The sequence below is a fragment of the Gimesia sp. genome, from assembly GCF_048262075.1.
In the GTDB taxonomy this organism is placed as follows: domain Bacteria; phylum Planctomycetota; class Planctomycetia; order Planctomycetales; family Planctomycetaceae; genus Gimesia.
This window is the reverse complement of sequence record NZ_JBLXFK010000002.1, coordinates 186,147-209,206: the sequence shown is the minus strand read 5'-3', so window position 1 is coordinate 209,206 and position 23,060 is coordinate 186,147. Positions and strand designations below refer to the sequence as shown.

Annotated in this window: 20 protein-coding genes; 7 read left to right on the top strand and 13 right to left on the bottom strand. The window is 49.8% G+C overall.

The annotated features are described in order from the left end of the window. Positions 1 to 81: 81 nt before the first annotated feature. Positions 82 to 231 (bottom strand): hypothetical protein, encoded by a 150-nt coding sequence (locus ACN0YH_RS04525; RefSeq protein ID WP_417378368.1) that lies wholly within the window; start codon positions 229 to 231, stop codon positions 82 to 84. A gap of 72 nt (positions 232 to 303) precedes the next feature. Between ACN0YH_RS04525 and ACN0YH_RS04520 the strand changes: the two genes are divergently transcribed. Continuing rightward, positions 304 to 627 carry a gamma-butyrobetaine hydroxylase-like domain-containing protein gene (locus tag ACN0YH_RS04520; RefSeq protein ID WP_417378367.1) on the top strand — a complete coding sequence of 108 codons (324 nt, stop codon included), beginning with the start codon at positions 304 to 306 and terminating at the stop codon, positions 625 to 627. Between the two features lie 11 nt (positions 628 to 638). Here ACN0YH_RS04520 and ACN0YH_RS04515 read toward each other — a convergent pair whose 3' ends face one another. After that, positions 639 to 2,018: an ankyrin repeat domain-containing protein gene (locus ACN0YH_RS04515; protein WP_417378366.1), complete on the bottom strand. Its 1,380-nt coding sequence runs from the start codon at positions 2,016 to 2,018 to the stop codon at positions 639 to 641. Positions 2,019 to 2,858: 840 nt separating this feature from the next. On the opposite strand from ACN0YH_RS04515, the gene ACN0YH_RS04510 reads away from it, so the two are divergent. Beyond that, a complete protein-coding gene (locus ACN0YH_RS04510) occupies positions 2,859 to 3,218 on the top strand; it encodes a hypothetical protein (protein ID WP_417378365.1) in 360 nt (119 codons plus the stop codon). Positions 3,219 to 3,261: 43 nt separating this feature from the next. On the opposite strand, the gene ACN0YH_RS04505 is transcribed toward ACN0YH_RS04510, so the two are convergent. The 3 genes from ACN0YH_RS04505 to ACN0YH_RS04495 all read right to left on the bottom strand — a co-directional run bounded on the left by ACN0YH_RS04505 (position 3,262) and on the right by ACN0YH_RS04495 (position 5,615). Next, positions 3,262 to 3,843: a hypothetical protein gene (locus ACN0YH_RS04505; RefSeq protein ID WP_417378364.1), complete on the bottom strand. Its 582-nt coding sequence runs from the start codon at positions 3,841 to 3,843 to the stop codon at positions 3,262 to 3,264. A gap of 246 nt (positions 3,844 to 4,089) precedes the next feature. Beyond that, positions 4,090 to 4,980 (bottom strand): SMP-30/gluconolactonase/LRE family protein, encoded by an 891-nt coding sequence (locus ACN0YH_RS04500; RefSeq protein WP_417378363.1) that lies wholly within the window; start codon positions 4,978 to 4,980, stop codon positions 4,090 to 4,092. Between the two features lie 47 nt (positions 4,981 to 5,027). Then, a complete protein-coding gene (locus ACN0YH_RS04495) occupies positions 5,028 to 5,615 on the bottom strand; it encodes a peroxiredoxin family protein (RefSeq protein ID WP_417378362.1) in 588 nt (195 codons plus the stop codon). 427 nt (positions 5,616 to 6,042) lie between these two features. Here ACN0YH_RS04495 and ACN0YH_RS04490 point away from each other — a divergent pair, with 427 nt between their 5' ends. Both ACN0YH_RS04490 and ACN0YH_RS04485 read left to right on the top strand, forming a co-directional pair. Continuing rightward, entirely contained in the window at positions 6,043 to 6,876 is an 834-nt protein-coding gene (locus ACN0YH_RS04490) for a hypothetical protein (protein WP_417378361.1), read from the top strand. Between the two features lie 202 nt (positions 6,877 to 7,078). Beyond that, positions 7,079 to 7,831 (top strand): hypothetical protein, encoded by a 753-nt coding sequence (locus ACN0YH_RS04485; protein WP_417378360.1) that lies wholly within the window; start codon positions 7,079 to 7,081, stop codon positions 7,829 to 7,831. Positions 7,832 to 8,296: 465 nt separating this feature from the next. Here the strand turns inward: ACN0YH_RS04485 and ACN0YH_RS04480 are convergent, their stop codons facing one another. The 4 genes from ACN0YH_RS04480 to ACN0YH_RS04465 form a co-directional block, all read right to left on the bottom strand. Then, a complete protein-coding gene (locus ACN0YH_RS04480; protein ID WP_417378359.1) occupies positions 8,297 to 8,980 on the bottom strand; it encodes a hypothetical protein in 684 nt (227 codons plus the stop codon). Beyond that, positions 8,977 to 12,219, bottom strand: a complete 3,243-nt coding sequence (locus tag ACN0YH_RS04475) for an HsdM family class I SAM-dependent methyltransferase (RefSeq protein WP_417378358.1) — start codon at positions 12,217 to 12,219, stop codon at positions 8,977 to 8,979. Before ACN0YH_RS04475 ends, ACN0YH_RS04480 begins: the two co-directional genes overlap by 4 nt. A gap of 123 nt (positions 12,220 to 12,342) precedes the next feature. Beyond that, positions 12,343 to 13,575 carry a M16 family metallopeptidase gene (locus ACN0YH_RS04470; RefSeq protein ID WP_417378357.1) on the bottom strand — a complete coding sequence of 411 codons (1,233 nt, stop codon included), beginning with the start codon at positions 13,573 to 13,575 and terminating at the stop codon, positions 12,343 to 12,345. Beyond that, positions 13,562 to 14,812, bottom strand: coding sequence for a M16 family metallopeptidase (locus ACN0YH_RS04465; protein ID WP_417378356.1), 1,251 nt, complete (start codon positions 14,810 to 14,812; stop codon positions 13,562 to 13,564). The genes ACN0YH_RS04470 and ACN0YH_RS04465 overlap by 14 nt, the downstream gene beginning before the upstream one ends. A 364-nt stretch (positions 14,813 to 15,176) precedes the next feature. Here ACN0YH_RS04465 and ACN0YH_RS04460 point away from each other — a divergent pair, with 364 nt between their 5' ends. Further along, complete coding sequence (locus ACN0YH_RS04460) at positions 15,177 to 16,583, top strand: mandelate racemase/muconate lactonizing enzyme family protein (RefSeq protein WP_417378355.1); 1,407 nt, start codon at positions 15,177 to 15,179, stop codon at positions 16,581 to 16,583. 53 nt (positions 16,584 to 16,636) lie between these two features. Here ACN0YH_RS04460 and ACN0YH_RS04455 read toward each other — a convergent pair whose 3' ends face one another. After that, positions 16,637 to 17,179: a GNAT family N-acetyltransferase gene (locus tag ACN0YH_RS04455; RefSeq protein WP_417378354.1), complete on the bottom strand. Its 543-nt coding sequence runs from the start codon at positions 17,177 to 17,179 to the stop codon at positions 16,637 to 16,639. A gap of 497 nt (positions 17,180 to 17,676) precedes the next feature. Between ACN0YH_RS04455 and ACN0YH_RS04450 the strand changes: the two genes are divergently transcribed. Further along, entirely contained in the window at positions 17,677 to 18,753 is a 1,077-nt protein-coding gene (locus ACN0YH_RS04450) for a hypothetical protein (RefSeq protein WP_417378926.1), read from the top strand. Positions 18,754 to 18,894: 141 nt separating this feature from the next. Further along, complete coding sequence (locus tag ACN0YH_RS04445) at positions 18,895 to 20,331, top strand: aldehyde dehydrogenase family protein (RefSeq protein WP_417378353.1); 1,437 nt, start codon at positions 18,895 to 18,897, stop codon at positions 20,329 to 20,331. A 27-nt stretch (positions 20,332 to 20,358) separates the two neighbouring features. On the opposite strand, the gene ACN0YH_RS04440 is transcribed toward ACN0YH_RS04445, so the two are convergent. From ACN0YH_RS04440 to ACN0YH_RS04430, 3 genes are all read right to left on the bottom strand, one after another. Next, complete coding sequence (locus tag ACN0YH_RS04440) at positions 20,359 to 21,420, bottom strand: YheT family hydrolase (RefSeq protein ID WP_417378352.1); 1,062 nt, start codon at positions 21,418 to 21,420, stop codon at positions 20,359 to 20,361. A gap of 34 nt (positions 21,421 to 21,454) precedes the next feature. Further along, complete coding sequence (locus tag ACN0YH_RS04435; protein WP_417378351.1) at positions 21,455 to 22,183, bottom strand: SDR family oxidoreductase; 729 nt, start codon at positions 22,181 to 22,183, stop codon at positions 21,455 to 21,457. A 131-nt stretch (positions 22,184 to 22,314) separates the two neighbouring features. Next, positions 22,315 to 22,758 carry a DUF2784 domain-containing protein gene (locus ACN0YH_RS04430; RefSeq protein WP_417378350.1) on the bottom strand — a complete coding sequence of 148 codons (444 nt, stop codon included), beginning with the start codon at positions 22,756 to 22,758 and terminating at the stop codon, positions 22,315 to 22,317. Between the last annotated feature and the right edge of the window lie 302 nt (positions 22,759 to 23,060).

Sequence of the window (23,060 nt, the reverse complement as noted above, 5' to 3'; positions counted from 1 at the left end):
ATTTTATTTGGGTCTTTCGCCGGGTCCGGTAGTTATGCCTGGATCTACTTGCGCGCAGATCAATATCCCACACCGGCAGATTTAGCGAATCGGCTCGCCTGGGCGCAGCGGATATAATATATTTCCCAATGGTGCCTCGCTATCGGCTTCATTGGCCTGGCGATCCTGATTATTGTTGACAAATGTTTGCGAAAAGATCGCTGACATTTGTCCGTTGGCTTGAGCATTCACTGCTCGCTCATTACAGTCAACCCGTCGCCTGCAGAGACATCTATCCTCCGCTATCAAAAAGAACCCGCTATCATGGATCCGACCCCGATTGAACTCAAAAAACTCGAAGGCGAAAACGCCCTGCTCATCGGCTGGGATGATGGTCAGCGCAGACGCTACACCTACGAAGAACTTCGCAAAGCCTGCCCCTGCGTCACCTGTCGTAATGAGAAAAAACAGGCGGCCGCTGACCCGGTCAAACTCCCGATCCTCACCCCAATGGAAGCTCGTCCCGTCCAGGTCGACAAGATGAGCCTCGCCGGAAACTACGCCTACCGCATCACTTTCAGCGATGGTCACAACACCGGCCTGTTTACCTTCGAACACCTCCATGAACTGGGCGAAGTCGTCGAGTAAACTAATCGATCTCAATTCAGCTTACGCCATTCGAACGTAGTTAAATCCAGCTCATATTCACTTTGATTGTCGATCAGATCCAGTTCTTCATCTTCGTTCAAAATGCTTAAATTTCCCGCTTCGACTTGAATCGCATTCTTCTTAGGTTCATAAGAGGCACGATGATCCGAAATCCAGCCCGGCATCTCTCCTTCGGTCTTTACTGCTTCGATTTTCCACGAGCTCGTATGCAACCGGTAAACGGGAGTAAATCCCGGCTTTCGCTGTTCAGGATACCCCAGGCCGCCGATCAGATAAATCGTATCGTCTACCAGTGTCGCAGTGTGAAAATCAGTGGGCGGGAAAACGTCTTTCGGATATCCCAGAATCTGAAAACTTCCTTTGCCATCATAAATCACGACATCGTTGTAAATATAAAAATCCGGGTCGTAATAGTCTTCATGCTCGCCGCCAACCTGCACATAGCGTCCCTCTTTTACAGGTGTCAGCGAAGAACCGAAACGATCAGCACACCACACAACCCCCGGCTTTTCAAATGCGGTTCCATCCTGGAAGTGCTCTCGCGCCTGGTAGGCGTTACCGCCGATTTGAATCATGTCTGACCAGAACGGGTTGTCCATCCGCTCCGGATTCGCCGTCCCAAATCGCGGTGATTTGTACTTGAGATACTCCCCGGGAGTCGCCTGGAATTCCGCTTTGTCATCCAGCTTCAGCAGCAGGCGTTTCATTTCAGGTGACGCCAGACTCAGATCATCGCCCGCATCCAGAAACAGCTTTAACACCTCGACACTGTAAACACCGACAATGGCAGGCTCCACCGTCGGATTCTGTCCCATTTCCACCATCAGGGCATTCGTCTCTTCGAAAGACTCACGCCACTCTTCCTCCGTCATTACTCCCTTAAATTCTTTCGGTATTTTAATCTTGCTGAAATCTAATGAATCCACGCCATAGTCAATTTTCTTCAGTGGATATTTGGGGTGATACCCCCGGTCCACCCCCCGCGCCAGCAGCTCCCGCACGCCCGCTACAAAATCCTCGCTCACAGCATAGTCAAGAGCCGTCGCGTTATGATCGTCGGTCAAATCAGGGTCCGCCCCGCTGGTCAGCAGTAACTGCATCTTCTCTGGATCTTTGGCTTTCAACGCGATCATCAACGCGTTCAATCCCCTCTCACCCTCTGCATTGACGTCAATCCCCGAGTCTAATGCCTGCTGCAGTTCAGCCAGTGTCCCCTCTTTGACCACCTGATGAAATTGCTTGATTTCCGGTTTCACTTCTCTTTTCGATTCCTGATCCATATGTGCCTCCTCATTTCCTTTCCCACATCCCACCAGACCAAGCAGAAGGAACGACACCAGACAGGTGATTCCTGTTCGGAGAAAAATCATACGTAAGCACATCCTGAAACGAGAAAGCATAAAAACAGGCAGCATCGGGGGGGATAGAAAAATGGTGATCTCCCCCGGTCTTCGTATCATATCAGAATTCTTCAAATGGAAAAACGATTCGGCTAATTCATGGCGGCATTGCCGAAAAACCCACTACTCAAAGTTCCTCTTGACGCCCCCACGGCGCTGGAGAAACTGCATCGCTAAGCGTCGCGCGCATAGCACGTTTTTTCGCATACGACAGATCCGTTCTCCTGTCGAAATCAGCATTATAAAAGTCCCTCGTTTCAAGCAAATTTGCCAGTGGTTACCAACATCACTAAGCGGAAAACGTCCTTTTTTGTCCCCGTTTTGTCCCGCTTTGCGCCACTTATGCGACGAGCCCCCCCCAGAGATGCACCCAACCCGGGTCACTCCCACGCTATCGCCTCTTGACTATTCCCTGCCCTTCCTCATAATCAATATTCCCGCACTTTACTGCTCCTGTTCCACTGCTTTTACGATGAACAATGAAAATCAGTTCAGACGGATTTTACCCGAAACAACCCATATGAATTGAGATGAATCTATAGTACGTATGCTCTTTGAGCAGTAGCAGGAATCAAAAGGCTGAACCGCCGGCGTTCCATGCAGTTTTCCGTGTGCTTTCGTGGTAGCTGACATTCTGCTGTTATTCGCGTCAAAGTACTGATGTTAAAAAAATATGAGACTGCGTCCCCCGGTATTGAGAAGAGGATCACTTTATTGTGTAATAGGTGAGGTATAAAAAACGTCGCGGAGTTTAGCCGCAAAGGTCAAGCGGGAAGTAATCTTCCCTACGTTGGCGAAAGTGAGACCGTCTTGTTATACGAAATTCGGGAAGAAAACGGCTGGTTCAAATTGTTTCTCAGGAAGAAAAACGGACTGAAATTCAAAAAGGCATTTTCTGAACAGCGCTCTGCGGAATGGTTTATCAAATCATACCTGACCCACTGTTGTCTGGTCTGTCTGGACCGGGACTGGGTCTATAAAACCGTGGGTTCAGGCGGTTTGAGAGGTGGCGGGTCCATGCATGGCCGAGGCTGGAACGGAGTTCCCCACTTTGGCAAGCCACCAGCCGGAACCGTCGTCGCCTGTCCTGAATGCCGCGCAGAACATCAGGTGTCTTACAATCGGTCCCTCTCAATCAGGCCTATGGTGCTGAAATTAATTCAGGAATGATCCAAGCCTTCTTTGTCACCGTTTCCCAAAGTGGCGAATCGAACTATCGATCCGTTACAGTAACTTCCGCGGACGGTGTGGCAGGGGGATGGAGTCTGATCGAGATGGGGATCAGGCTGCCATCGGCCGTTTCGAGGTCTGCCAGTCCGATGCTGTCAGGGGTCTGAACGATGTTATCCCGAGTTCTCAGCTTCACCCGACCGTAAGGGATCGGTCCTGTTTCGGTAATGGCCTTATAGGCAGTGCCCGCTACCGACATGCCCGTTTTGTCATTTTTCGAAGTCGTTGTAAAAATGATGCCGTGCCCCGTTTCGCCCCCCTCCAGCTTAAGATCATCTGTGACTTCCAGGCTGACAAGCAGTCGATGATCATCGCGGCGATCTGCCGGAGAAGAATTCTCATTTCCAGAAGTGGAAGATTTCTTCTCACCAATATACAGCGACAGCGCATTGATCTGACTGTGAGTAATCTCGAACTCAATTTTGGTATCAGAAGCCGAACGCAACTGGATGACCTGCGCAGTCTCAGCCTGGGAATCGTCGCTGTGAGAACTGCAACTGCTGAAACAGAGCAGTAATAACAGCATTCCACCAACCGCAGGACAGCGTGAATCAATCTCATGCATCGAATCTTCCCTCGCAAACAATGAACTCAAAAGAACGTGGTACCTCTGCAATCAGCGACAGTGTCCCCCTGCTCTTTTTGAAACAGGAACAGGTGGCTGAACTTTTACGATAGTCTACCCTGTAATCCGAAACAAACCATTTCTCTGGAATCAGCACATTGCCCTCAGATAAACAGCGGCAAGCAGGCAGCAGTGGCTCAAACACCGTCATGGCTCTAAAGACGCTACAGTAAACCTGGACGCTGCCTAACCGGTGATTGTGCCGAGAAACAGTTCCGCTTTTTTCAATAACGATCCGGGATGCAGAATACTTGGTTTGAGATAGCTGGTAACCACGAATGTTTTCTCGTCGACGAAACAGATATTGGAAGGGACCGTTTTTCCTTCAGTCTGCGGGAGTTTTGTCTGGTCGATTATGTTGAGGTGTCTGTCCAGCACATAAATATAATCTTCCTCAGCGACAAACAATTCGTCTGCGGCACTGAGAGCCAAGCCATCCACGGCATTGCCACCAGGAAAAGGATCACTCGTTTTAAGTTTTCGGATTTCACCCGGTCGAATGATCGCGTATTTTACAACAGTCGACGCTTTTGAATCTGAGACGTACAGGAATTGTGCTTTGTCTGAGACAAACTCTAACTCAATGCCATTCGGTCTCTTCAGATCACAAAGCGCCCGGGCTTGTTTCTCCCCGGGACCATGGTAATAGACTTTTTTTCTGCGCATGTCGGTGAAATAAACGCCTTCCCGCTCATCCACCGCCAGGTCGTTAGGATGTTTCAGTCTCCTGTTGGTGGTGGTCCGCGCAACCCGCATTTTGCTGGTGGGTTTCTTGCCAGCATTTAAATTCAATTCATGCAGCGCCCCGCGCGGACAGACGAACCCTTTCCAGAGACAGGCGACCATAATGTTATTATTGAGAAACTGCAGACCATTACAGTACAGTGAATTAAAAGAAAAGTATTTCTCTGGATCAGTCTGCGGCTGGCGAGGATCGAAGCGATAAATTATTCCCCGGAAGCAGTCGGTAAAGTAAACGTGTGTGCCATCGGGAGAAAGTACCGGACCTTCGAGCAGATGTTTATGATCCGCGGCAGAACTCCAGATTTGTTTAAAATCAAATCGGCGGCTATTCATCTGATTCTCTCCTGCTTCAAATATCCGGTGCCACTGCTGGTTGACGCTTATTGACTGGCGGCTTGTTTCTTTAATACTTTTTTCATCTGCTCAACCAGATCTTTTTCAGGAATCTTCACGGCCAGGAATTTCCTGTCCGGGCCAATTAAAAAGAATGCCGGCGTTTTTTCGACGCCATACTCTTTTGCAGAATTGACTTCCTCTAAATTAAATCCTCCCTGTGATTGATGGATCCACCTTGCATCGCTATAAAAATCATTCCCATCGAGTTTTTTTTGATGATTACAATAATCCATCCAGGCTTCATAGTCCTGGTCAACACATTGACTGACCATCGTCAGGTTTTTTTCATGCAGAAACTGGCGGCGGATCTTTCTCAGCCGCTGATTGAGTTGCTGATAATCCGGATCGTGCAGCGACCAGAAGACCAGCAGTAACGTTTTGCCTTTGCACGTTTTGCTGTAGTCATAGACATCGCCCCCTGCATTATATCCCCAGAACTTGGGCGCAGGATCTCCCACCTTGAACTGCCTGGCCTGCGGCTGCTTTGACTTTGCTGCAGGCTCGCTGGCAACGACGGAGGAAACAAAAATGAAGCAGACGCACAACAGGATAGAGGAAATAAAAATCTTCATCCGGTTACCTTGCAAACAGAGTCGTGTGGCAGCGTTTCCCCCTGCCGCTTACGATCAGGGTGCCTTATGTGAATCGAAAAATCAAGGACAGATGTTTATTGTGGACTGTCTGAATCAATTGTACAAGTTTTTTATTTACATTATTGCGAGATCGTTTTATCAGTCGCATTCAAACCGGATCTCGTTCCGTAGCAGCACGAGCAGCCACCGAGCAGAAGACACTTTCCACCAGAATCTTTTACGTGTGCTTTCGTGTTTTTCGTGGTAGTAAAAGCACATTTTCACCGCACCACCCCGCCGTGTATGAGATGGGTTTGAGCAGGAGGCAACACTCACATTCGTCGGAAATTCGCCTTCCTCTGGACTGTCGTTCAGAGAACTTTTATGATGGGTAGAACTGCTCATTCATGAAATGGAGATCAGAATAATGAAACGTTCCTGTACCCCGCTGTTACTGGCAGTCTGTCTGCTGTGTTTAACGCAATGCCTGTTCGTTGTAAGCCAGGCGATGGCTGCCCCTCCCGAAGAGCGTCAGGCGGTAAGCAGTCAATCGGTTCCGTCGCAATCCGTCCAGCAGCAGGCAGCCACCATTCGGCAGCGCAAAGCGAAAGCCACGCCACAACAGGAAAAACAGATTCGCGCTTTGATTGAACAACTGGTGTTCGATGAGAGTATCGATTCCAAAGATGAGAAAGCCCGGGAAAAAGAGTGGGATCTCTGCATCGACGCCTTTCAAAAGCTGTCTAAATACAAGGAACTGGCTTTCCTGGCGTTAGTGGAACATCTGGACGACAAACGTCCTTCGATCCCTTTTCGCAATCATTACCTCGGATCTGCAGTAGGCGATGCCTGTTACTGGAATATGGTGTACCAGTTGCAGGACCGACCCAAAGGTTATTCCCGGTATGGCTATGCCCGCAAAGGCCGGGATGGGAAGTCGCACCCCAAGCCTGTCTGGAAGGGATCACCGTTTGCTGAAGCCGGCGGTTTGAAGAAATGGCTGATTGCCAATCAGAGTCTCTCCTACACGGAGCAGCAGATTAAATGTCTGAACTGGATGCTCGCGGCAGAAAAAAAGATTGGTGCCGCCGACGCGGAGAGTTACTTCGTGAATATCCTCCCCCTGGAGATTCAGATCCTCAAACGCCGCCAGCAACTGGGCCACGACGTGCAGGCCGAGCTGAAGCGTCTACAGCAGATCAAAGCCCAGAAACTGGTCAATCAGATTCCGGCTGAGTTGTTACCGGAGAAGAAGGAATAGAGGAGTTTTTCGTTTCGTCTTATGCAAGGCAAGCTACCAGAGCCATGATTCATACCCAGAAACTCACCAATTTCTGCAAAAGCTGGCACATCGTTTATTTGACTGTGTCAGAGGATGGTGAGTAGGAAAAGTTTGTATTTGTGGCCGTGAGCGGGGCTTGAGGTCTGGCCAATTTAATTTTAACTCAAGCGAGCAATAAATAATGCCAGTTGAAGAAATCTGGAACAATGTGATTGATGTAACTCAATTCATTGTGAGAGCTCCGATTAACGATTTGGAGCTTGAAATTCTATCTTTTCCAGTTGGAGCAGGATTGTGGTTATCAAAGCCGGTTGGTGAATTGAAAAAAAGTGACGACATAACTAAGAATCGTTTATTAGCTAATTCAGTCCTGGAAGCATGTGACAATTCACAGATTTCTCTGTTGAAGATCGTACCCGAGAATATTGGTTGTGATAGTCCATGCTACTTTGTTGTGTTTGGATTGATTCCTGCAAATAACAGAACAAATCCGTCTATTGCCATCAGACTGGATTTGAATGTACCTGACTGGTCAGGCATTGAGCGTCGATGTGGATTCAGTCTGCCCCCAGAGTTCGTTGCTTTTGCTGAAAACTGGCCAGGTCTCACGATTGGCAGCATAGAATTCCCTGCTTTCCTTTTGCCGTCTGAAAGCTGGTTAGATCATAAGATATTGCTGGCTTATGATGAGGATAGTCAGACTGTAAACCCTCCAGAAATCATACAGCGACTGGAACAATTCCTGATTTTACAATGTGATTATTGGGGGATTGCTAAGTTGCTTGACCACATGGGTAAAGTTTGGGAATACGATTTGAGTTCTATGAAACTAACGAATACAGAAGATACTTTTGAAGTCTGGTTAGAAAAGGAATTAAACAGACGGCTGGCTCATGAAATTGATGGAGCTGGGGCTGACTCCAAGAAACTTTGATTCGTCTGTGTGCTCTCTCTGGTGTGTTAAAGGAAGGATGGCCAGTGGGATCTCAGTTTGTAGGCGTACGCGTCGGGGGGCACTGTTGGCTTGTATTTAGACCGTACACATGATACACAACCGTTCGGACACATAGGTAACACTTTCCATTGTTGTTTACAAGAAGTTGATTACGCTCTGAGAGCGGAGCGAACAGAGCGTAATCAACTTCTGCGGGACATTCCACCTAAGCTATGAAGCAGTCCCCCGACCAGCAAGTTGTATGATCACTGCGAGCGCTGGCAGTCGTTTATATGTCTGTGTACGAAGAAGGACAGTTGGTGGAATAGGTGTTTGCAGGAGTGAGCAGGAGTGAGCAGGGATTGAGCAGGGATTGAGGTAAGACTTATATAAACTTTTTTTATTTTCAGAAAAATGCTACGAGTCTAGTTTCATTCGTATTTTTCAACGAAAAGAACTCCCTTTTTAACTTGTATTTGTTAAATCTACCCAGAGATGCTTAAGTATAAAAGGGCTTTGGGGTATTTCACGGTCAAACTGTTGTGTCAATCTGTTCACGTCTTGTATTTTCCACCCTTCCTCTAATAGAACTATACTTGGAATACCATTAGTTTGTAACACAGAGTTAACTTCTGCAAGGATGTGAGATGCAACCATGTTTTGCAAAAAGCCTATCATAGCGCCTGCAGACTCCCCTTTCGCGTAACCATGCTCTAAAGTGCAGTATCTCATAATTCCTTTATAACAATAATTCTCGTTAAGTATCCAATCTGCTCTTCCAGAGATTCCTAGACGCTTACATTCAACAACATATTGTCGTGAAGAATTTCTCGGATCAGGCTCTTGATGATCGATATAACCGAATTGAAAATCAGGCCTTTTTCCTTCGCGTGTTGCACGCGATTCGTCGTCTGCATCAGGCTGATTGTTCGCTTCATACATTGGGTATGTTGTAAACAACATACCCTGTTCTCTCAGTTCACGTATAGCTTCCAAAATAGAGAAATACAATACGCGATTTAGTTGGTCTTCTTGTGTTGGGATGTTCTGTGTAGTTGTAAGTTTTTGCAAAGCTACTACAAGAACAGCGATAACACGACACTCATGATTTTTCCAATAATCGATCTTTAGGAGGTTTGGCCGCATCATATACTACCTTGAAGAGATTCTTGCAGTTGCATTGCTTGTTTAATAGTTGCTTCAGCATCCTCTCTTGCCATGCTCGCGGTCCACTGTCGACGTTCATTTCGTTTTATTATCAGCACTTCTGTCTCACCAACTACACGTACCATTCCATCCACATACAATCGGCGAGAGCCTGTATGTTGTAACGAAGCTTTGCTCAACCGCGAAAGCACAGAATTCCAGCCATCTTCACCTATCGCAATTGTAGAAATCTCTCGATCACTCACAATTGTTTCCAGCAATAGTGCTATCATTGGAGAGTATTGGTGAGGGCGAACGACATGCCAAGCAAACTCACCGTGGCCCCCTAATTCTTGATTCCATAATTCGCCAAATGTTTTTACGTAATCAATTATATCGTTCCGTTGAGGACTTGATGATAGAATGGAAATTTTTCCCGCTGTGAAGTCCTTGGGGATTAACAGATGCTGTACAGCTTCACTTTTAGCATTCCGGTAAAATAAGTTTAAACCCCAACGGCACATATCTCGAATAAGATCACGTTGCATCGTTCCAAGCTCGTAGCTGTCAAACACGAGCTCATCTAATTCGTATTCGAGTTTGCGGACTTCGGCTCGAGAGATAGTAGCTTTGCTTGACTGAGGATCCAGTGGAAGTTTTTGATCGTTTATATATGTTTCGCGGAGACGTTTCACAATCTGAGTGATCCGTTTGCGAGCAATTTTCTCGTCAGGAAACACAATTGGCATGCGTCTTACATCTTCCATATGTATTTCGTGATGCCACATTCCCCACCCTCCCGCAGTCATCCATAAGTAGTAGCGAGCGAGAGACGACCAGAATATTGCCAATATGGCGTCGCACTGCCACTCTGTCATTTCACTGACGTTTACACCATGAATTGAATTTCGGAAAGCAAATGGTTCTGATTCGACACGGGCTTCTATGAGACCGTCATATCCGGCTGACTGTGTTATTCCTCGTTTTATAAGTAGACGACGACCTTCATATACGTTTCGCACTCCGAAACGCTCGACCTTCAAGGGTACAGGCGTTAGCTCTTCTCTCGGTAGAGGGCCATATCGAGTAAACGATTGTGTTGGGAGTTCTAAAAAATCGTTTAGCCAATCGCTGTCGTATTCTTTGTTTGATTCTTTGAAACCTTGACCGAACGAATCAATGCCTACTAGTTTCTCTAGGGAATTGCGTACTTCCAACTGTTGGACCAATGCATAATCGTGATGACTTCCCCACCAGAATATTTTCCAAACACGATCGTCAGCCACAGCTTCGTATTGCGGGATTAATCGACGATCAGCAAGGCTAAGAACAACTGCACGCATCTGTTTTGCTTGGAGCGTACTTTTGGCAGACCAGTATTCAATTATGTGTGAATCACTTGGGGTATTTTTTTGAAATACAACTGATGCAAATGGAGCGACTGCACTATTAAAGTAAAGATTCCTGACAGCAGAAAAATTGATGACATGTAAAATACTACACGATGTAAGCCATTGCCGTCTAAATGTCTTGCTATTCTGGTGATGTTTAAAGAAGACTCCAGTTGAGACAAGAAGTGCCGCACTGCCTCCAGGACGTAAGAACTTAATCGCTCTATGAATAAATGCCTGCGACAATTCCAGGTCACCAACTTCACAGTTATTCGTACTACACCATTGAGCGGCTTGTCGGGCAGCAATACGACCAATACGATCATTCCGTTTGGGATACCCCCACGGAGGATTTCCAACGATTACATCAATACTATTGTCAGCAATATTCTGAGAGATCTTAGAATCATCTGATGATTCATCGATGTCGAACGAGTTCCCAACAAATAACACATCAAACCGATTTGGTTGCCCCGTTGTAGCCTGCGGATCATGAGTTAAATGTGGTAGACGTTTATCACGCCAAATGTCCGGCGGGTCAAGATGGTGCAGGAGAGCAAGGTATAAACTAAACGCAGCAACTCGTACCGCTTCACCATTGATGTCAATTCCACGGAGCTGATCGCGTAAAATTTTACTTAGTTCTCGCAGTCCGAGTCGTCTTTTCTGCTTTACTTGCCGGTAGCGAACTATCCGTCTGAATGTTTCAACCAAGAAAATCCCTGAACCACAAGCAGGATCAAGAACAGTAGGATCTCCTGCTAATACCTCTTTTGTCAAAATTTTTGACAAAAGATATTCAACAAGTTCAATCGGAGTGTAATGTGTACCATGATTTTGATCGACACCACGCCCTGCATTGTAAAACTCCTCATAGATACTACTGATCAATTCGATGGGAATGAATTCAAAACGATACGCAAAGAAAAATAACCGCTTTGTAGAATCAGTTATTTCTCCACGTAAAAAACGTTGAAGAATCCGTAAATGATCGTGTGAAACGGCTTCTTCTTCCTCTTTTGTGACCGGAAAAAGATCGCCATTAAAATCTTGTGAGAGCTGTTTAAAGAATGCATACGTGAAATTTTTGTCTGAGAGAAGCTTAGTGTATCTCACATGATCTAAGGAAGATTCGAATGGCACACCTTGGCTAGATTTGAGGATTGCATCCCATCGTTTGCGTCTTTTAGCCACTTTTTCAAAATCGGACTCTAGAAGTATCCTTCGATCTTCTAAATATCGTATAAAAAGAGAGCGACCAATGAGAGAGTTGGCATGAATTGCATTCTCACCATCTAATCCAGCTGTCATCAATGCTTCGCGAACTAGTTTAAGGTCACGCACGAGAGCCTTATCGGCTCGTGCTTCTCCCGGAGAAAAATAACCTTGCCCTTCAGGTGCGTTGCCAGATTCAAGCACCTCACGTCGAAAGGATGATAATTGCTCCTGTACGTCCGCAATCGATTCTACACGGCGAAGTAGGCGTTTGTGGTCTGTATACTGTTCTGATGGACCAATAGGTGGTCGCGTCAAGTCAAATACCAAAAGCTCACCAGGACGAGCAAAGAATAAACATTGTGGGCGAGCCATACACCAGATGCTATTTACTGCAAGGCGGATTGCTTCATCGGTTTCGGCAGCAGCGGTAGCAAAAACAACAACTGGGTTGTCTTGAACAAAAAAGACCTTTTCGACACCAACTGATTTGGCAAGCGCAAGCCATTCTCCCTTGTCGATCCAAGCATCCGATATAGGACCATCTTGCGGAGATGATGCCGCGTCGATGAGTTCACCTTCGCGTAATCCCAGCTCATCATATACGGAATCAAGTAATTCTCGTGCGGAAGCCATTCCCTATTGCCAATCGTTTTAGTAGTTCAGAATACTACGGAATGCACAAACGGCCAGTCTATTATAACGATGAAACGAATTATAATAATAGAACCAAGAACGTAATAATTATAATATATTCCCCTACTCCACCACACTCGTCAGCGGCCCTACGGCCGCTGTGGTGCTATACCCCAGCGGGTATTTCTGCAGTAGTTTCTGGATGTCGGACAGGGTGATGTTGTTGAGGAGTTTCAGGTCGTCGGCGACTGAGAAGTATTCGCCGCGGTAGACCCAGTTGCCTCCTAATGATGACAGGCGGCCCATCGGGCGTTCGCTTCTTAGTACCAGGCGGGAGGCGATTTTGTTGCGGGCGCGGTCCAGTTCTTCCTGGGTGATGCCGTTCTCGTTCACGTCGTCGAAGATCTGCTGGATCAACTTGCGGTTGTCCTCGGTCAGCTCCGGGTCGCAGCAGAGGTAGGTCAGCCAGGTGCCGCTGCCGTCGTATTCGTTGAAGCCGATCTCCGCGGATTCGGCCAGGCCCGTGTCGACCAGCTTCCAGTACAGGCGGCTGTTGGAATCGTCGCCGATCACCACCGACAACACTTCCGCTGGCAGACGCAGCATGTCTTGCGCCGCGGGAGCGGGACCCAGTTGCATGATGTGCTGCTGCTGGATGCCTTTCTCGATGATCGTCTGCGTGCCGGTGCTGGGCTGCGCTTCGTCGATCGGGCGGTCGCTCTTCCCTGCCGGCCAGTGGTCACACAGTTTGTGGGCCAACTGCTGGATCTGTTCCCAGTCGGCATTGCCGGCAATCGCCAGCGTGAGGTTGCCCGCCAGGTAATGTTTGGCATGGTAGTCGCGCATCTGTTCGGCGGTGAGATCGGTGATCGACTGCACCGAACCCAGGATGCTGCGACCCAGCGGATGTCCTTTGAAGTGAGCCTGCATCACTTTTTCATACGCAGTGAAACTGTGCAGATCGTCGTACATGCCGATCTCTTCCAGGATCACCTTCTTCTCCATGTCGAAATCTTCCTGACGCAGCGTGGGATAGATCAGCGTGGAGAGCAGCTCCATCGCGGTTTCCACGTATTCAGGCAGAAACGAACCGTAAAACAGCGTAATCTCTTCACTGGTGGAGGCGTTGTAGTTCGCACCGATCTCATCAAAGATGCGGTTCACATCGTCGGCGGAATATTTTTCGTTCCCCTTGAACGCCATGTGTTCGAGGAAATGACTCACGCCGGAGACCGCGTCGGTCTCATCGCGGGAACCGGTACGGACGAAATAACCGATGGCGAGGCTGTGCGCGTTGGGATTCAGCTCGGCGATGATCTGCAGGCCGTTGTCTAATTGTGCTTTATGAAATATCACTGGGAACCTCTAATGGTTGGGGGCCGATCGTTAAGACGGTGAAATTCGCTGCGGGGTGCGCGTGGATGTAGTTCAACACGCGGTCGGTGGTCAGCTGCTGAATTTCATCGTTAATCTGGTCGAGTGTGGTAATGCGTTTGAGATAGAACCAGTCGCGGGCAATCGAGCTGGCGCGGGATGACGTCGATTCCTGCGACATGATCAGCGAACTCTTGGCCCGGGCTTTACAGCGTTCAAGTTCGGATTCTTCAATGCCGTCACCCAGGCGGGTGAGTTCATGCAGCGTGACGTCGAGAGTTTCCTGTGCCCGTTCTGAAGTGGTGCCCGCATAACAGAGCACGCGGCCCAGTCCGGGCATGCCGGAGAGCGAAGCGGAAACCGTGTAACACAGCCCACGTTTCTCGCGGACTTCGGTAAACAGTCGGGCGCTCATGCCCCCACTCAGGATGCCGACGGCAGCCCAGGCGGCGTAATATTCGGGATGGCCGTACGGGACGGCGTCGTAAGCAATGCCCAGGTGCGTCTGTGTGGTCTCCTGTTCGGTGAAGAACCGGTTCTCGTCAGCAAAGACCATCGCAGGTTCTTCACTGATGCTGCTGGTCTTCCAGTCGCCGAACAGTTCTTCAATGATCTGCTTGACCTGTTCGAAGTCAACATTACCGGCAACGCCGATGATGGTTTCGTTGGGATGGAAGCAGTTTTCATACAGGGCGCGGACATCATCGATGGTGATGAATTGCAGGTGTTCCAGTTCCCCGTCGTTGGGCAGTCCCCAGGGAGCGGGAAAGGCGTGCCGCTTGAGTTCGACGAGGGCTTTCTGCCGGGCATCGTCTTCGACCGACAGCAGCGCCTGCGCGACTCCGGCGCGGGACGCATCGAACTGGTTGACCGGCAGATGCGGGTTCTTGAGGATCTCGCCGTAGATCTTGAGTGTTTCCGCCAGGTTGCCGGCGAGCGTCGCCCCGCTGAAGGTGATGTGTCCACTGGTGATGCCTTCGTGTCGCTGCACACCCAGATCGTCGAGGGCACACGAGAGCTGCTGGCTGTCATAAGGGCCGGCCCCGCGGGTCACCAGTTCAGAGAGGATACTGGCGGTGCCGCGTCGTTCGGGGGGATCGTAAATACTGCCGCTGGGAACCAGAATGGAAAAGGCCGCCGACTGGACATCGTCCATGGTTTCAGCGACCAGCGTCAGTCCGTTTGAAAACTGATGGGTTTGAATCAGTTGTTTGCCCATACGGGGTGCAACCTTCCTGAGTGGATAAGACGAAATAGATTATATGAGCAGACAGAGAGTCGCCAGCGTCTCGAGTGAGAAAGGCCAGCGGTCGCTGCTCTGCGGTCTGATGTTTCCTGAAATACTTGGGCGATCTTAGCGATTTACCTGCTGAATTCCTAGTGTCTTCTCAAGGCAGAAATGGCAGGTTAGCGTGTCTTTTCATGATTTTCTGCGGTGCAGATAAATGCTAGAAAAAATCGTCAGGCGCTGGACGTATAGGGGGGCGTTGATGTTAAGATGGATGTGAGATGGTACTGGAGACGTTCCCGGTTCCTCTTAAGATACCTTCCCAATGAGTCATCCCGGACAAAGGAATCACCTGGTGCGATTACAAAACAAGTCGACAGCAACGAACCGAATTTCCCGAAGAAATTTCCTGGGCAATAGTCTCGCCGGAGTCGCAGGCACGGGGATGCTGGGACTGATTTCCAATTCAATACAGGCGGCAGAAAAAAAAGCATCGCAGAAACATTTGCGCATCGAACGCATCGAGCGCACCACGGTGAAAGTTCCCTTTCGGGAAGTGCCTGCCCGGAATATGGCCCGTGAACTGCCGCACTGGGCGTATACCGAAATTGTCGAAGTGCATTTGAAGTCAGGCCACGTCGGCTTCGGAGAGACACTGCTCTATTACACCTGGAATGCCACTTCCGACGAGGCCGTCCAGAAAGCACAAGGCAGGAATGCCGCCACGTTGATGTGGGATGACGACCTCGGAGCCGGTCTGCAGATGGCTCTGTTCGATGCGGTCGGAAAAGCAGCCGAGGTTCCCGTACATGCGTTGCTGGGAGAGAAGATTTACGATAAGACCCCTCTCTCCTGGTGGAATATCGACACTTCGGTCAAAGATATGGCTCTCGAATGTGCCGAGGCTTACAAGCAGGGCTACATGTCCTACAAAACCAAAGGCCGTCCGTGGTTTGATGTCTGGGCGCAAGTCGAAGAGGCGAGCAAAGTGGTGCCGAAGAACTTCAAAATCGACATGGACTTCAACGATACCCTGCTCGACGCAGAGCGTGCCCTGCCGATTCTGGAAGACCTGGCGAAGTACCCGCAGGTCGATATCTTTGAATCACCGATCTTTCAGGACGACATCGCCGGCAATAAAAAACTGATGGCGGCCACCGATGTGAATATCGCCATGCATTATGGTACGCCCGAACCCCTGATTGCGATTCGCGAAAACATCTGCGATGGTTTCGTGATCGGGCACGGTGCCAGTGCGCTGATGGCCTCGGGAGCGGTCGCGGCGATGGCGGACAAACCCTTCTGGTTGCAATTGGTTGGTACCGGAATTACCGCTGCCTTCTCGCTGCATTTCGGTGCCGTGTTGAGCCATGCGACATGGCCGGCTGTGAATTGTCACCAGCTTTACAAGCACAATCTGTTGACGGAACCGATTGTGGTCAAAGACGGATTTGCCCGAATCCCCGAGAAGCCGGGGCTGGGATATGAGCTGGATCGTAATTTGATTGAAACACTCCGCGTCAAAAAACCGGCCTCCCGTCCGGAACCACCGCGTTTAATTGAAACGACATGGAAAGACGGACGGAAGATGTATTTCGGAAATACGGGTGAAGTGAATTTCGTCCTTAACCCGGCCCGCGACGGAAATGTGCCCTTTTTCGAACGCGGCGTCGACACACGCCTGGTTCCTGATGATGGTTCGAAAGAATGGAAGACGCTGTACGAGAAAGCAAACCGTGAACCGTTATTGATAAAAGAATAAGGCGAGCAGAACGAAGCTGCGACGAGGACCGGTTTACAACCTTGCCGAGGGGCTTACTTAATCAGGGGTGTTTCGACGTACTGGCTTGGTTTATACAGGGTCCGTGTGAGTCGAAACCCGATCGATCGATAGAGATTGATGGCTGGTTCGTTGTCGGCAGTGACTTCGAGGTAGGCTCGTTTGACTTTGGCTTCGCGAAAACCGATCAGGCATTTGGTCACCAGTGCCCTGCCCAGTCCTAAGCCACGATGTTCGGGTGTGATGCCGACGTTCTGAATCGCGCCCATAATGCGGCTGGGAACGATAGCCTGAATCGTGCCGCAATCGATGGCATCTTCGTTACCGGTTCCGTCCCAGGTAATCAGCCAGGTGCCTCGGGACAGGAAGTTGCGTTGACGCGAAATATCCTGCATCAGTTTACGGCAGCCTTCATAATCGCCCAGGCAGGGAAACACGCGGGCATCCAGTTCGGAGCGAAAACTGTGGTACTTGGCGACAGCGTGGCGGTCGACGGTGCTCAGCTCCCAGGGACACCAGCGGTAGCCTTCGGGAAGCGTGGTGTCTTCCAGTCGCGCGTGGGCCAGCTCGATTTCCATTCGAAATCTTCGAAAGTATGTTTCGGTAAAGTCCATGAATGTCTCGCGGAATACGAAAAGCCGAACAGGAAAGGAGCAATTTATTTTCAATACCTAATTTTACCATTCTCTATACTACTGTCAATCTGGGGATGCTGATTGATAGCGAATGCTGCTATTTTCTTGCCCGAACGCGTGCATCGTGTCTGATGTGACTGATTGATCCGGTATGCCTGATCTACCCAAAATGCAGATTAGGTCTGATTCCCGTGAAAAACTCTCGAATTGGTTTTAAATCAGTCTGTTTTCGCTCAAGTCGGCTGGGAATACCGGGATTGAGTTTGTGGCGGATCTCAAATTGACAGCAAGTCCCTTAGTTGAAAAAACATCGGGAACTCCTAGAATGATGGATAAGAGTTTGAGTACATGTTTCCCGGTGAACATGGTTTTTCCCCGCCACTATTCCTTCCCTGTTTGGAGTGAGTCTCACAGTGACCGACAACAGTAACCTTGACGAAATGGTAAAACAGAACCAGGAAGCACTCGATGCCCATACCCGCGAGTCTGTCCAGTGGCACTTCAACCCGGAAACCGGTTCTCCTTACTGGCTGGAGAAAGCCAAGTCATTCGACTTCGATCCGCTGACCGATGTCAACTGCTTCGAAGATCTGAACAAGTTTCCGCTGTTTGAAGATGACGAACTGCGCGGCGGTCCCCTCGATCGCTGGATTCCCAAAGCACTGCTCGGAAAACCGACTTACGTCTTTGAGACCGGCGGAACCACAGGTATTCCCAAGTCACGCGTCGTGATTGACGACTTCCGCATCGATTACGAAAACTTCAGCGACACCCTGCCTGATGAATCGTTTCCTAAAGGCTCTAACTGGCTGATGCTGGGGCCTTCCGGTCCGCGTCGTCTGCGGCTGGCAGTGGAACATATGGCACAGTATCGCGGCGGGATTTCTTTCTGCGTTGACCTTGATCCTCGCTGGGTGGTGAAGCTGATCAAAAAAGGCAAGATCGACGAAGTGAAAGAATACAGTGCTCACGTGATCGACCAGGCGATGGCGATTTTAGGGGCCGGTCATAAAATTAAATGTATGTTTACCACACCCAAACTGCTCGAAGCACTGGCCATGCGATTGATGGATGAAGGCTCGAGCATTGAAGAAGCCGGCATCACTGGTATCTTCTGTGGCGGAACCGAATTCACTCAGCAGTGGTATCGCTTTGCCCGTGAAGAGCTGCTGGGTGAGAACGTTTACATTACGCCGACCTATGGAAACACACTGATGGGACTGGCCTGTGGTAAACCGTTCGATCCGGCTGATGATTACAAAATTACCTACTATGCTCCGCAGCCGCGTGCGGTGATTCGCGTCGTCGATTTCGATGACCACACCAAGGTCGTCGGCTATGGGGAAACCGGACGGGTTAAGCTGTTCACAATGACTAAAGAACTGTTCATTCCCGGGTTCCTGGAACGGGATGAAGGCGAACGTGAACTGCCACATCCGAAGTATCCCTGGGATGGTGTGAGCGGCGTACGTCCGTTCCACAAAATTGCCTCATCGACAACGGTAGGCGTTTATTAAACCATTTGTGCTCAGCGAAATTGTCTGTCGGCATGGTTTTCTGGCGTTCGATTCGTGTGTGCTTTGATGATAGATCTGATCTCTCTGCCTGGATGCGGGATCATAGACTGATTCGCATTATCTATAAAAAGGAAAACTGCCGTGTTGGAAATACCTGTAATTCGCTGGGGAAAACCTTACGAAAGTTTCGATCAACAGGAAGTCGTTCATTTTGAAACAGGCGAGCCGCTAGCCAAAGTACATCAGGCCAATGCCGGTCTGGTGAAAATGGACATGCGGAAAGCACAGCGGGCTCGCGACCTGCTGCGGGAAATTCCGATTTCCAAACTGCTGGAGATCTGCAAAAAAGCCGCCGACCTCTACATGACGGCGGAACTGCCGCTGGGCAACGGTACACAGACTCCCGAAGAGTTCTGCCGGATCCAGTCCGCCAGTACCGGGATGCCCGAATGGATGTGTGCTGGCAATATGAAAAAGGTCGCGTTCGTACTGGAGCACATGGATGAGATCCTTGATTCTCTGACGCGCGGCCTGCCTCTGGATATTCTGACACGGGGTTACGGCAAAGAAGAACGGGGCGTGATGATGAGCTACCAGGCCAATTCGCCTGTACTCGGTCTCGTGCTGCCTTCCAACTCTCCCGGCGTACATACGCTCTGGATGCCGATCCTGCCGATGCAGATTGGTCTTGTACTGAAGCCCGGATCCTCGGAACCCTGGACACCTTATCGGATGACTGAAGCCTTCTGCCAGGCGGGCATTCCACGCGAATGTATTTCCGTTTATCCGGGGCCTCACGATGTGGGATCGACGGTAACCGAGCTTTGTCAGCGGGTGATGTTGTTCGGCGGTCAGCAGACGATTGACAAGTATAAAGGCAATCCCAACGTGCAGGCGCACGGACCCGGTTTCAGTAAAATTCTGCTGGGCGATGACGTCGTTGATCGCTGGGAAGACTATCTCGATCTGATGGTCGACAGTATCTACCAGAACGGTGGCCGCAGCTGTATTAACGCTTCGGGCGTCTGGGCATCACGTCACACCGAAGCCATTGCCGATGCGATTGCAAAACGCATCGGACCTGTGGGACCCAGTTCAATGACCGACCCGGAAGCACCACTGGCTGCGTTCACCATGACCGGCGCTGCCAAAGCGATGCACACGCAAATTGAAGAAGGCCTGAAGGAGCCGGGCGTCACGGAAGTCACGGCAAAATATCGAGACGGCGAACGCCTGATTGAAATGGAACGCTGTGATTACCTGCGACCCACGATCGTGCATTGTGCCAGCACCGACCCTGCTCTGGCGAATACCGAGTACATGTTCCCGATGGCATCGGTCGTGCAATGCGAGCAGAAAGACATGCTGAAGAAAATCGGCCCGACGCTGGTCTGCACGGCGATCACTGAAGATCCGCAGTGGTCACAGCAACTGCTGGATGCGACCAATATTGACCGCTTGAATATCGGTGCGGTCAAAACAAACGCCTTGAACTGGCTGCAGCCTCACGAAGGAAATATCGTCGAGTTTCTGTACCGGGCCCGGGCATTCCAGAACGAAACCCCCGCGGCTCATTGAGCCGGCCTGTTTCCGGAGGTAGAGCAATCAGGCAGACTGCTCTACCGGGGCACTCGAAATCGAAAGATTACGGACCTCGTTGGCCAGTCCCTCCGGGGACTCGGCCAATAGCCAGTCGATTATTCGCCAGTCGGACCAGCGGGGATCGGGATCACTCGATGGTCCGCCAATAAATCCCAGGTGCCCCCCATGCTCTGTCAGATACAGAGTGACTTTGTCATGATGGGCCAACTGGTCGATGGATTCCTGATATGTGAATGCGGGAACGAGCGGATCGTCCTGTGATGTAATGATCAGCGTTGGCACATTGATGTGCGAGAGGACTTCCGTCGGGCTGCAACGCGTGTAGTAATCTTCCGCCGATTCGAAGCCAGCCATGGGAGCTGTAAACTGATTGTCAAATTCCAGCAGGGTTTTGGGATAATTCGCCCCGGAAATTTTGTGGGTGTGATTATGGTACTGGTATGACTTGCGAACGTGTTTGATGAGATTCGTGACAAAATGCCGCTGATAACGACCAAATAAGGGTTTGCCGAATACCCGGACGCTTTCTGACAGTTGCATCGGAGGGTTCAGAACCACGGCTCGGTCGACGAGGCCGCATGTCTCGGAGGGGCGTCCCAGATAGTTCAGGCTGATGGTGCCTCCCAGGGAGAAGCCAGCGATGCCGATGGGGGAACCGGGGCAGATCTGTTCGATCCGCTCGAGTGCAATTTGCAGATCCAGAAAGCTACCAGCATGGTAGGGAGACTTGGCCAGACCGGTGCCTGCACCGCAGCCACGCAGGTCCATCCGAAAGACACGGACCCCTTTCACATTCAATTTATGCGCCAGACGTATCATGTAAGAACTGCGATGACAACCCGAAAGCCCATGCAGCAGAATCACGACCCGGTCTCCTGGTCGCCAGTTGCCCGGACAGTCATCGTGCAGAATCAGCAGATCGTTATCAGGCAGGCGACAACTGTGTTGCTCTGCCTGGTAAGGCGATTTTACGCGCGAATGAAACTGCCCGACAATCGTCTGCAGATGTGGATTTCGATACAATCGGTGCGGAACAAACGGCGGAAAAACCAAATCACTCTTCATTAAGTTCTGTCCTGTCGAACATTCTCGCAACTGATCAGACAAAAGCGGCCGTGGTAGGCTTAATCGTCAAATCAGGAACATGAGCACGTGGAGGGAGCTGACAAATCATATTTACTGCAGCGGCAACATCTTCCGGTTGCAGAATTTTGGCACGATGCTCTTTGCTGACGGGAACCGGACGTTCGTCCAGGATCGGGGTTTCGACTTCCCCCGGATAGATGGTTGAAATTCGAACGCCACGATCTTTCTCTTCCTGAGCGACAGTTGTCCCCAGCGCAGACATCGCAAACTTCGAGGCATTATAGGCAACTCCGCCCAACAGGCCAGCCCGAATTCCCGAAACCGAACAGATATTTATAATCAACCCGTCCTGGCGTTCCCTCATTTGAGGTAGAACTGCCTGCATACAGTTGAATGCACCGGTGGCATTGACTGTCATCAGCTTGTCCCAGTCTTCCCCCGAAACCACTTCCATAGAGCGGTCGCGACAGTTAATGCCTGCACAGTGCACCAGGATATCAATATGTCCCAGTTTCTTGTTCGCCCAGTCAAAAAATGCAGAGACGCTTTCCCGGTCTGCCACGTCGATGGTATGGAAACCGATTTTGCCTTCGGCCTGAGCAGAAACGGCTTCCAGTGGAGCCTGTCGTCTGCCTCCCACTACCACATTGGCCCCGGACTGTGCCAGACTCAAGGCACAGGCTTCTCCAATTCCGGTGCCTCCGCCGGTGACTACAATATTTTTATTTTCTAATCCAGGCATGTTCGAAGTTCTCTATCTGGTGTCTATGGAAGGTAAGATGCAACGGAGCGAATCATTTCGCCTCTGATCCATCAATTTTACGGAATCCGGGGAGAAAATGAAATGATGCACCGCGGGAAAGGAGCATGAAATCAGACTTCTTCGGCTGTGTGAGCCTTCGATTTGCGGCGGGGCGGCGCGAAGAAAAATGAGACCAGAACAATCAGGCCAAACAGAGAATAGCAGACTGTAAAGACCCAGGGGTCAACAGTCCCCTCGTCAATAAACAGCACTTCATGGACCCAGTTCGCGATGAAATCGCCTTGGTAACTGGCTTGCCCGGCCTGTTTTCGTAACCACTTCTCCAGTGTGGTCAGTGGGCAGATGATGCCTGCCATTGATTCAAAAACCACGAACAGAATGGATACCAGATGGATAATACGGAATTTGAAATTGCGGACCCAGTTCCAGCCGGCCAAGGCACCGATCGTGATTAGAACCTGTCCCAGCAGCACAAACATCACAAAGGCGAAATGAATCACCACAATCAAATCAGCGCTGATACGAGAAAGAAATTGTGTATCGTGAAAATCCATATGTTTAACTGTGGTCGAGCGAATAATTTAACTGATTTTTAAAAATAGACGAGAACAACTACTCTTCTAGAGACAATAAAAGTACCTGTTATTCCCGGATAGAAACGAAAATTTTCAAGAAAAAAATGTGAACAATTATTCTGTCGCGGGAATGGATCTAACGTCACAGGGAAAATGAATACGCAGGAAGAGCTGCAAATTATCAAGTTATTTGCATACACAGGTTTGTGCATACGCGACGGATTTGTTATTCGCTATACTAATACGGGTACAAAACGCAGTCTATCTGTCCTGACTCTGTT

What these genes read in the sequence shown, in the direction of transcription:
- ACN0YH_RS04480 (WP_417378359.1), bottom strand. Translation starts at nt 8,980, where the DNA reads ATGATGCGGCCAAACCTCCTAAAGATCGATTATTGGAAAAATCATGAG.
- ACN0YH_RS04455 (WP_417378354.1), bottom strand. Translation starts at nt 17,179, where the DNA reads ATGGAAATCGAGCTGGCCCACGCGCGACTGGAAGACACCACGCTTCCC.
- ACN0YH_RS04475 (WP_417378358.1), bottom strand. Translation starts at nt 12,219, where the DNA reads ATGGCTTCCGCACGAGAATTACTTGATTCCGTATATGATGAGCTGGGA.
- ACN0YH_RS04495 (WP_417378362.1), bottom strand. Translation starts at nt 5,615, where the DNA reads ATGAAGATTTTTATTTCCTCTATCCTGTTGTGCGTCTGCTTCATTTTT.
- ACN0YH_RS04430 (WP_417378350.1), bottom strand. Translation starts at nt 22,758, where the DNA reads ATGGATTTTCACGATACACAATTTCTTTCTCGTATCAGCGCTGATTTG.
- ACN0YH_RS04485 (WP_417378360.1), top strand. Translation starts at nt 7,079, where the DNA reads ATGCCAGTTGAAGAAATCTGGAACAATGTGATTGATGTAACTCAATTC.
- ACN0YH_RS04515 (WP_417378366.1), bottom strand. Translation starts at nt 2,018, where the DNA reads ATGATTTTTCTCCGAACAGGAATCACCTGTCTGGTGTCGTTCCTTCTG.
- ACN0YH_RS04500 (WP_417378363.1), bottom strand. Translation starts at nt 4,980, where the DNA reads ATGAATAGCCGCCGATTTGATTTTAAACAAATCTGGAGTTCTGCCGCG.
- ACN0YH_RS04450 (WP_417378926.1), top strand. Translation starts at nt 17,677, where the DNA reads ATGGTAAAACAGAACCAGGAAGCACTCGATGCCCATACCCGCGAGTCT.
- ACN0YH_RS04440 (WP_417378352.1), bottom strand. Translation starts at nt 21,420, where the DNA reads ATGAAGAGTGATTTGGTTTTTCCGCCGTTTGTTCCGCACCGATTGTAT.
- ACN0YH_RS04505 (WP_417378364.1), bottom strand. Translation starts at nt 3,843, where the DNA reads ATGCATGAGATTGATTCACGCTGTCCTGCGGTTGGTGGAATGCTGTTA.
- ACN0YH_RS04435 (WP_417378351.1), bottom strand. Translation starts at nt 22,183, where the DNA reads ATGCCTGGATTAGAAAATAAAAATATTGTAGTCACCGGCGGAGGCACC.
- ACN0YH_RS04490 (WP_417378361.1), top strand. Translation starts at nt 6,043, where the DNA reads ATGAAACGTTCCTGTACCCCGCTGTTACTGGCAGTCTGTCTGCTGTGT.
- ACN0YH_RS04465 (WP_417378356.1), bottom strand. Translation starts at nt 14,812, where the DNA reads ATGGGCAAACAACTGATTCAAACCCATCAGTTTTCAAACGGACTGACG.
- ACN0YH_RS04520 (WP_417378367.1), top strand. Translation starts at nt 304, where the DNA reads ATGGATCCGACCCCGATTGAACTCAAAAAACTCGAAGGCGAAAACGCC.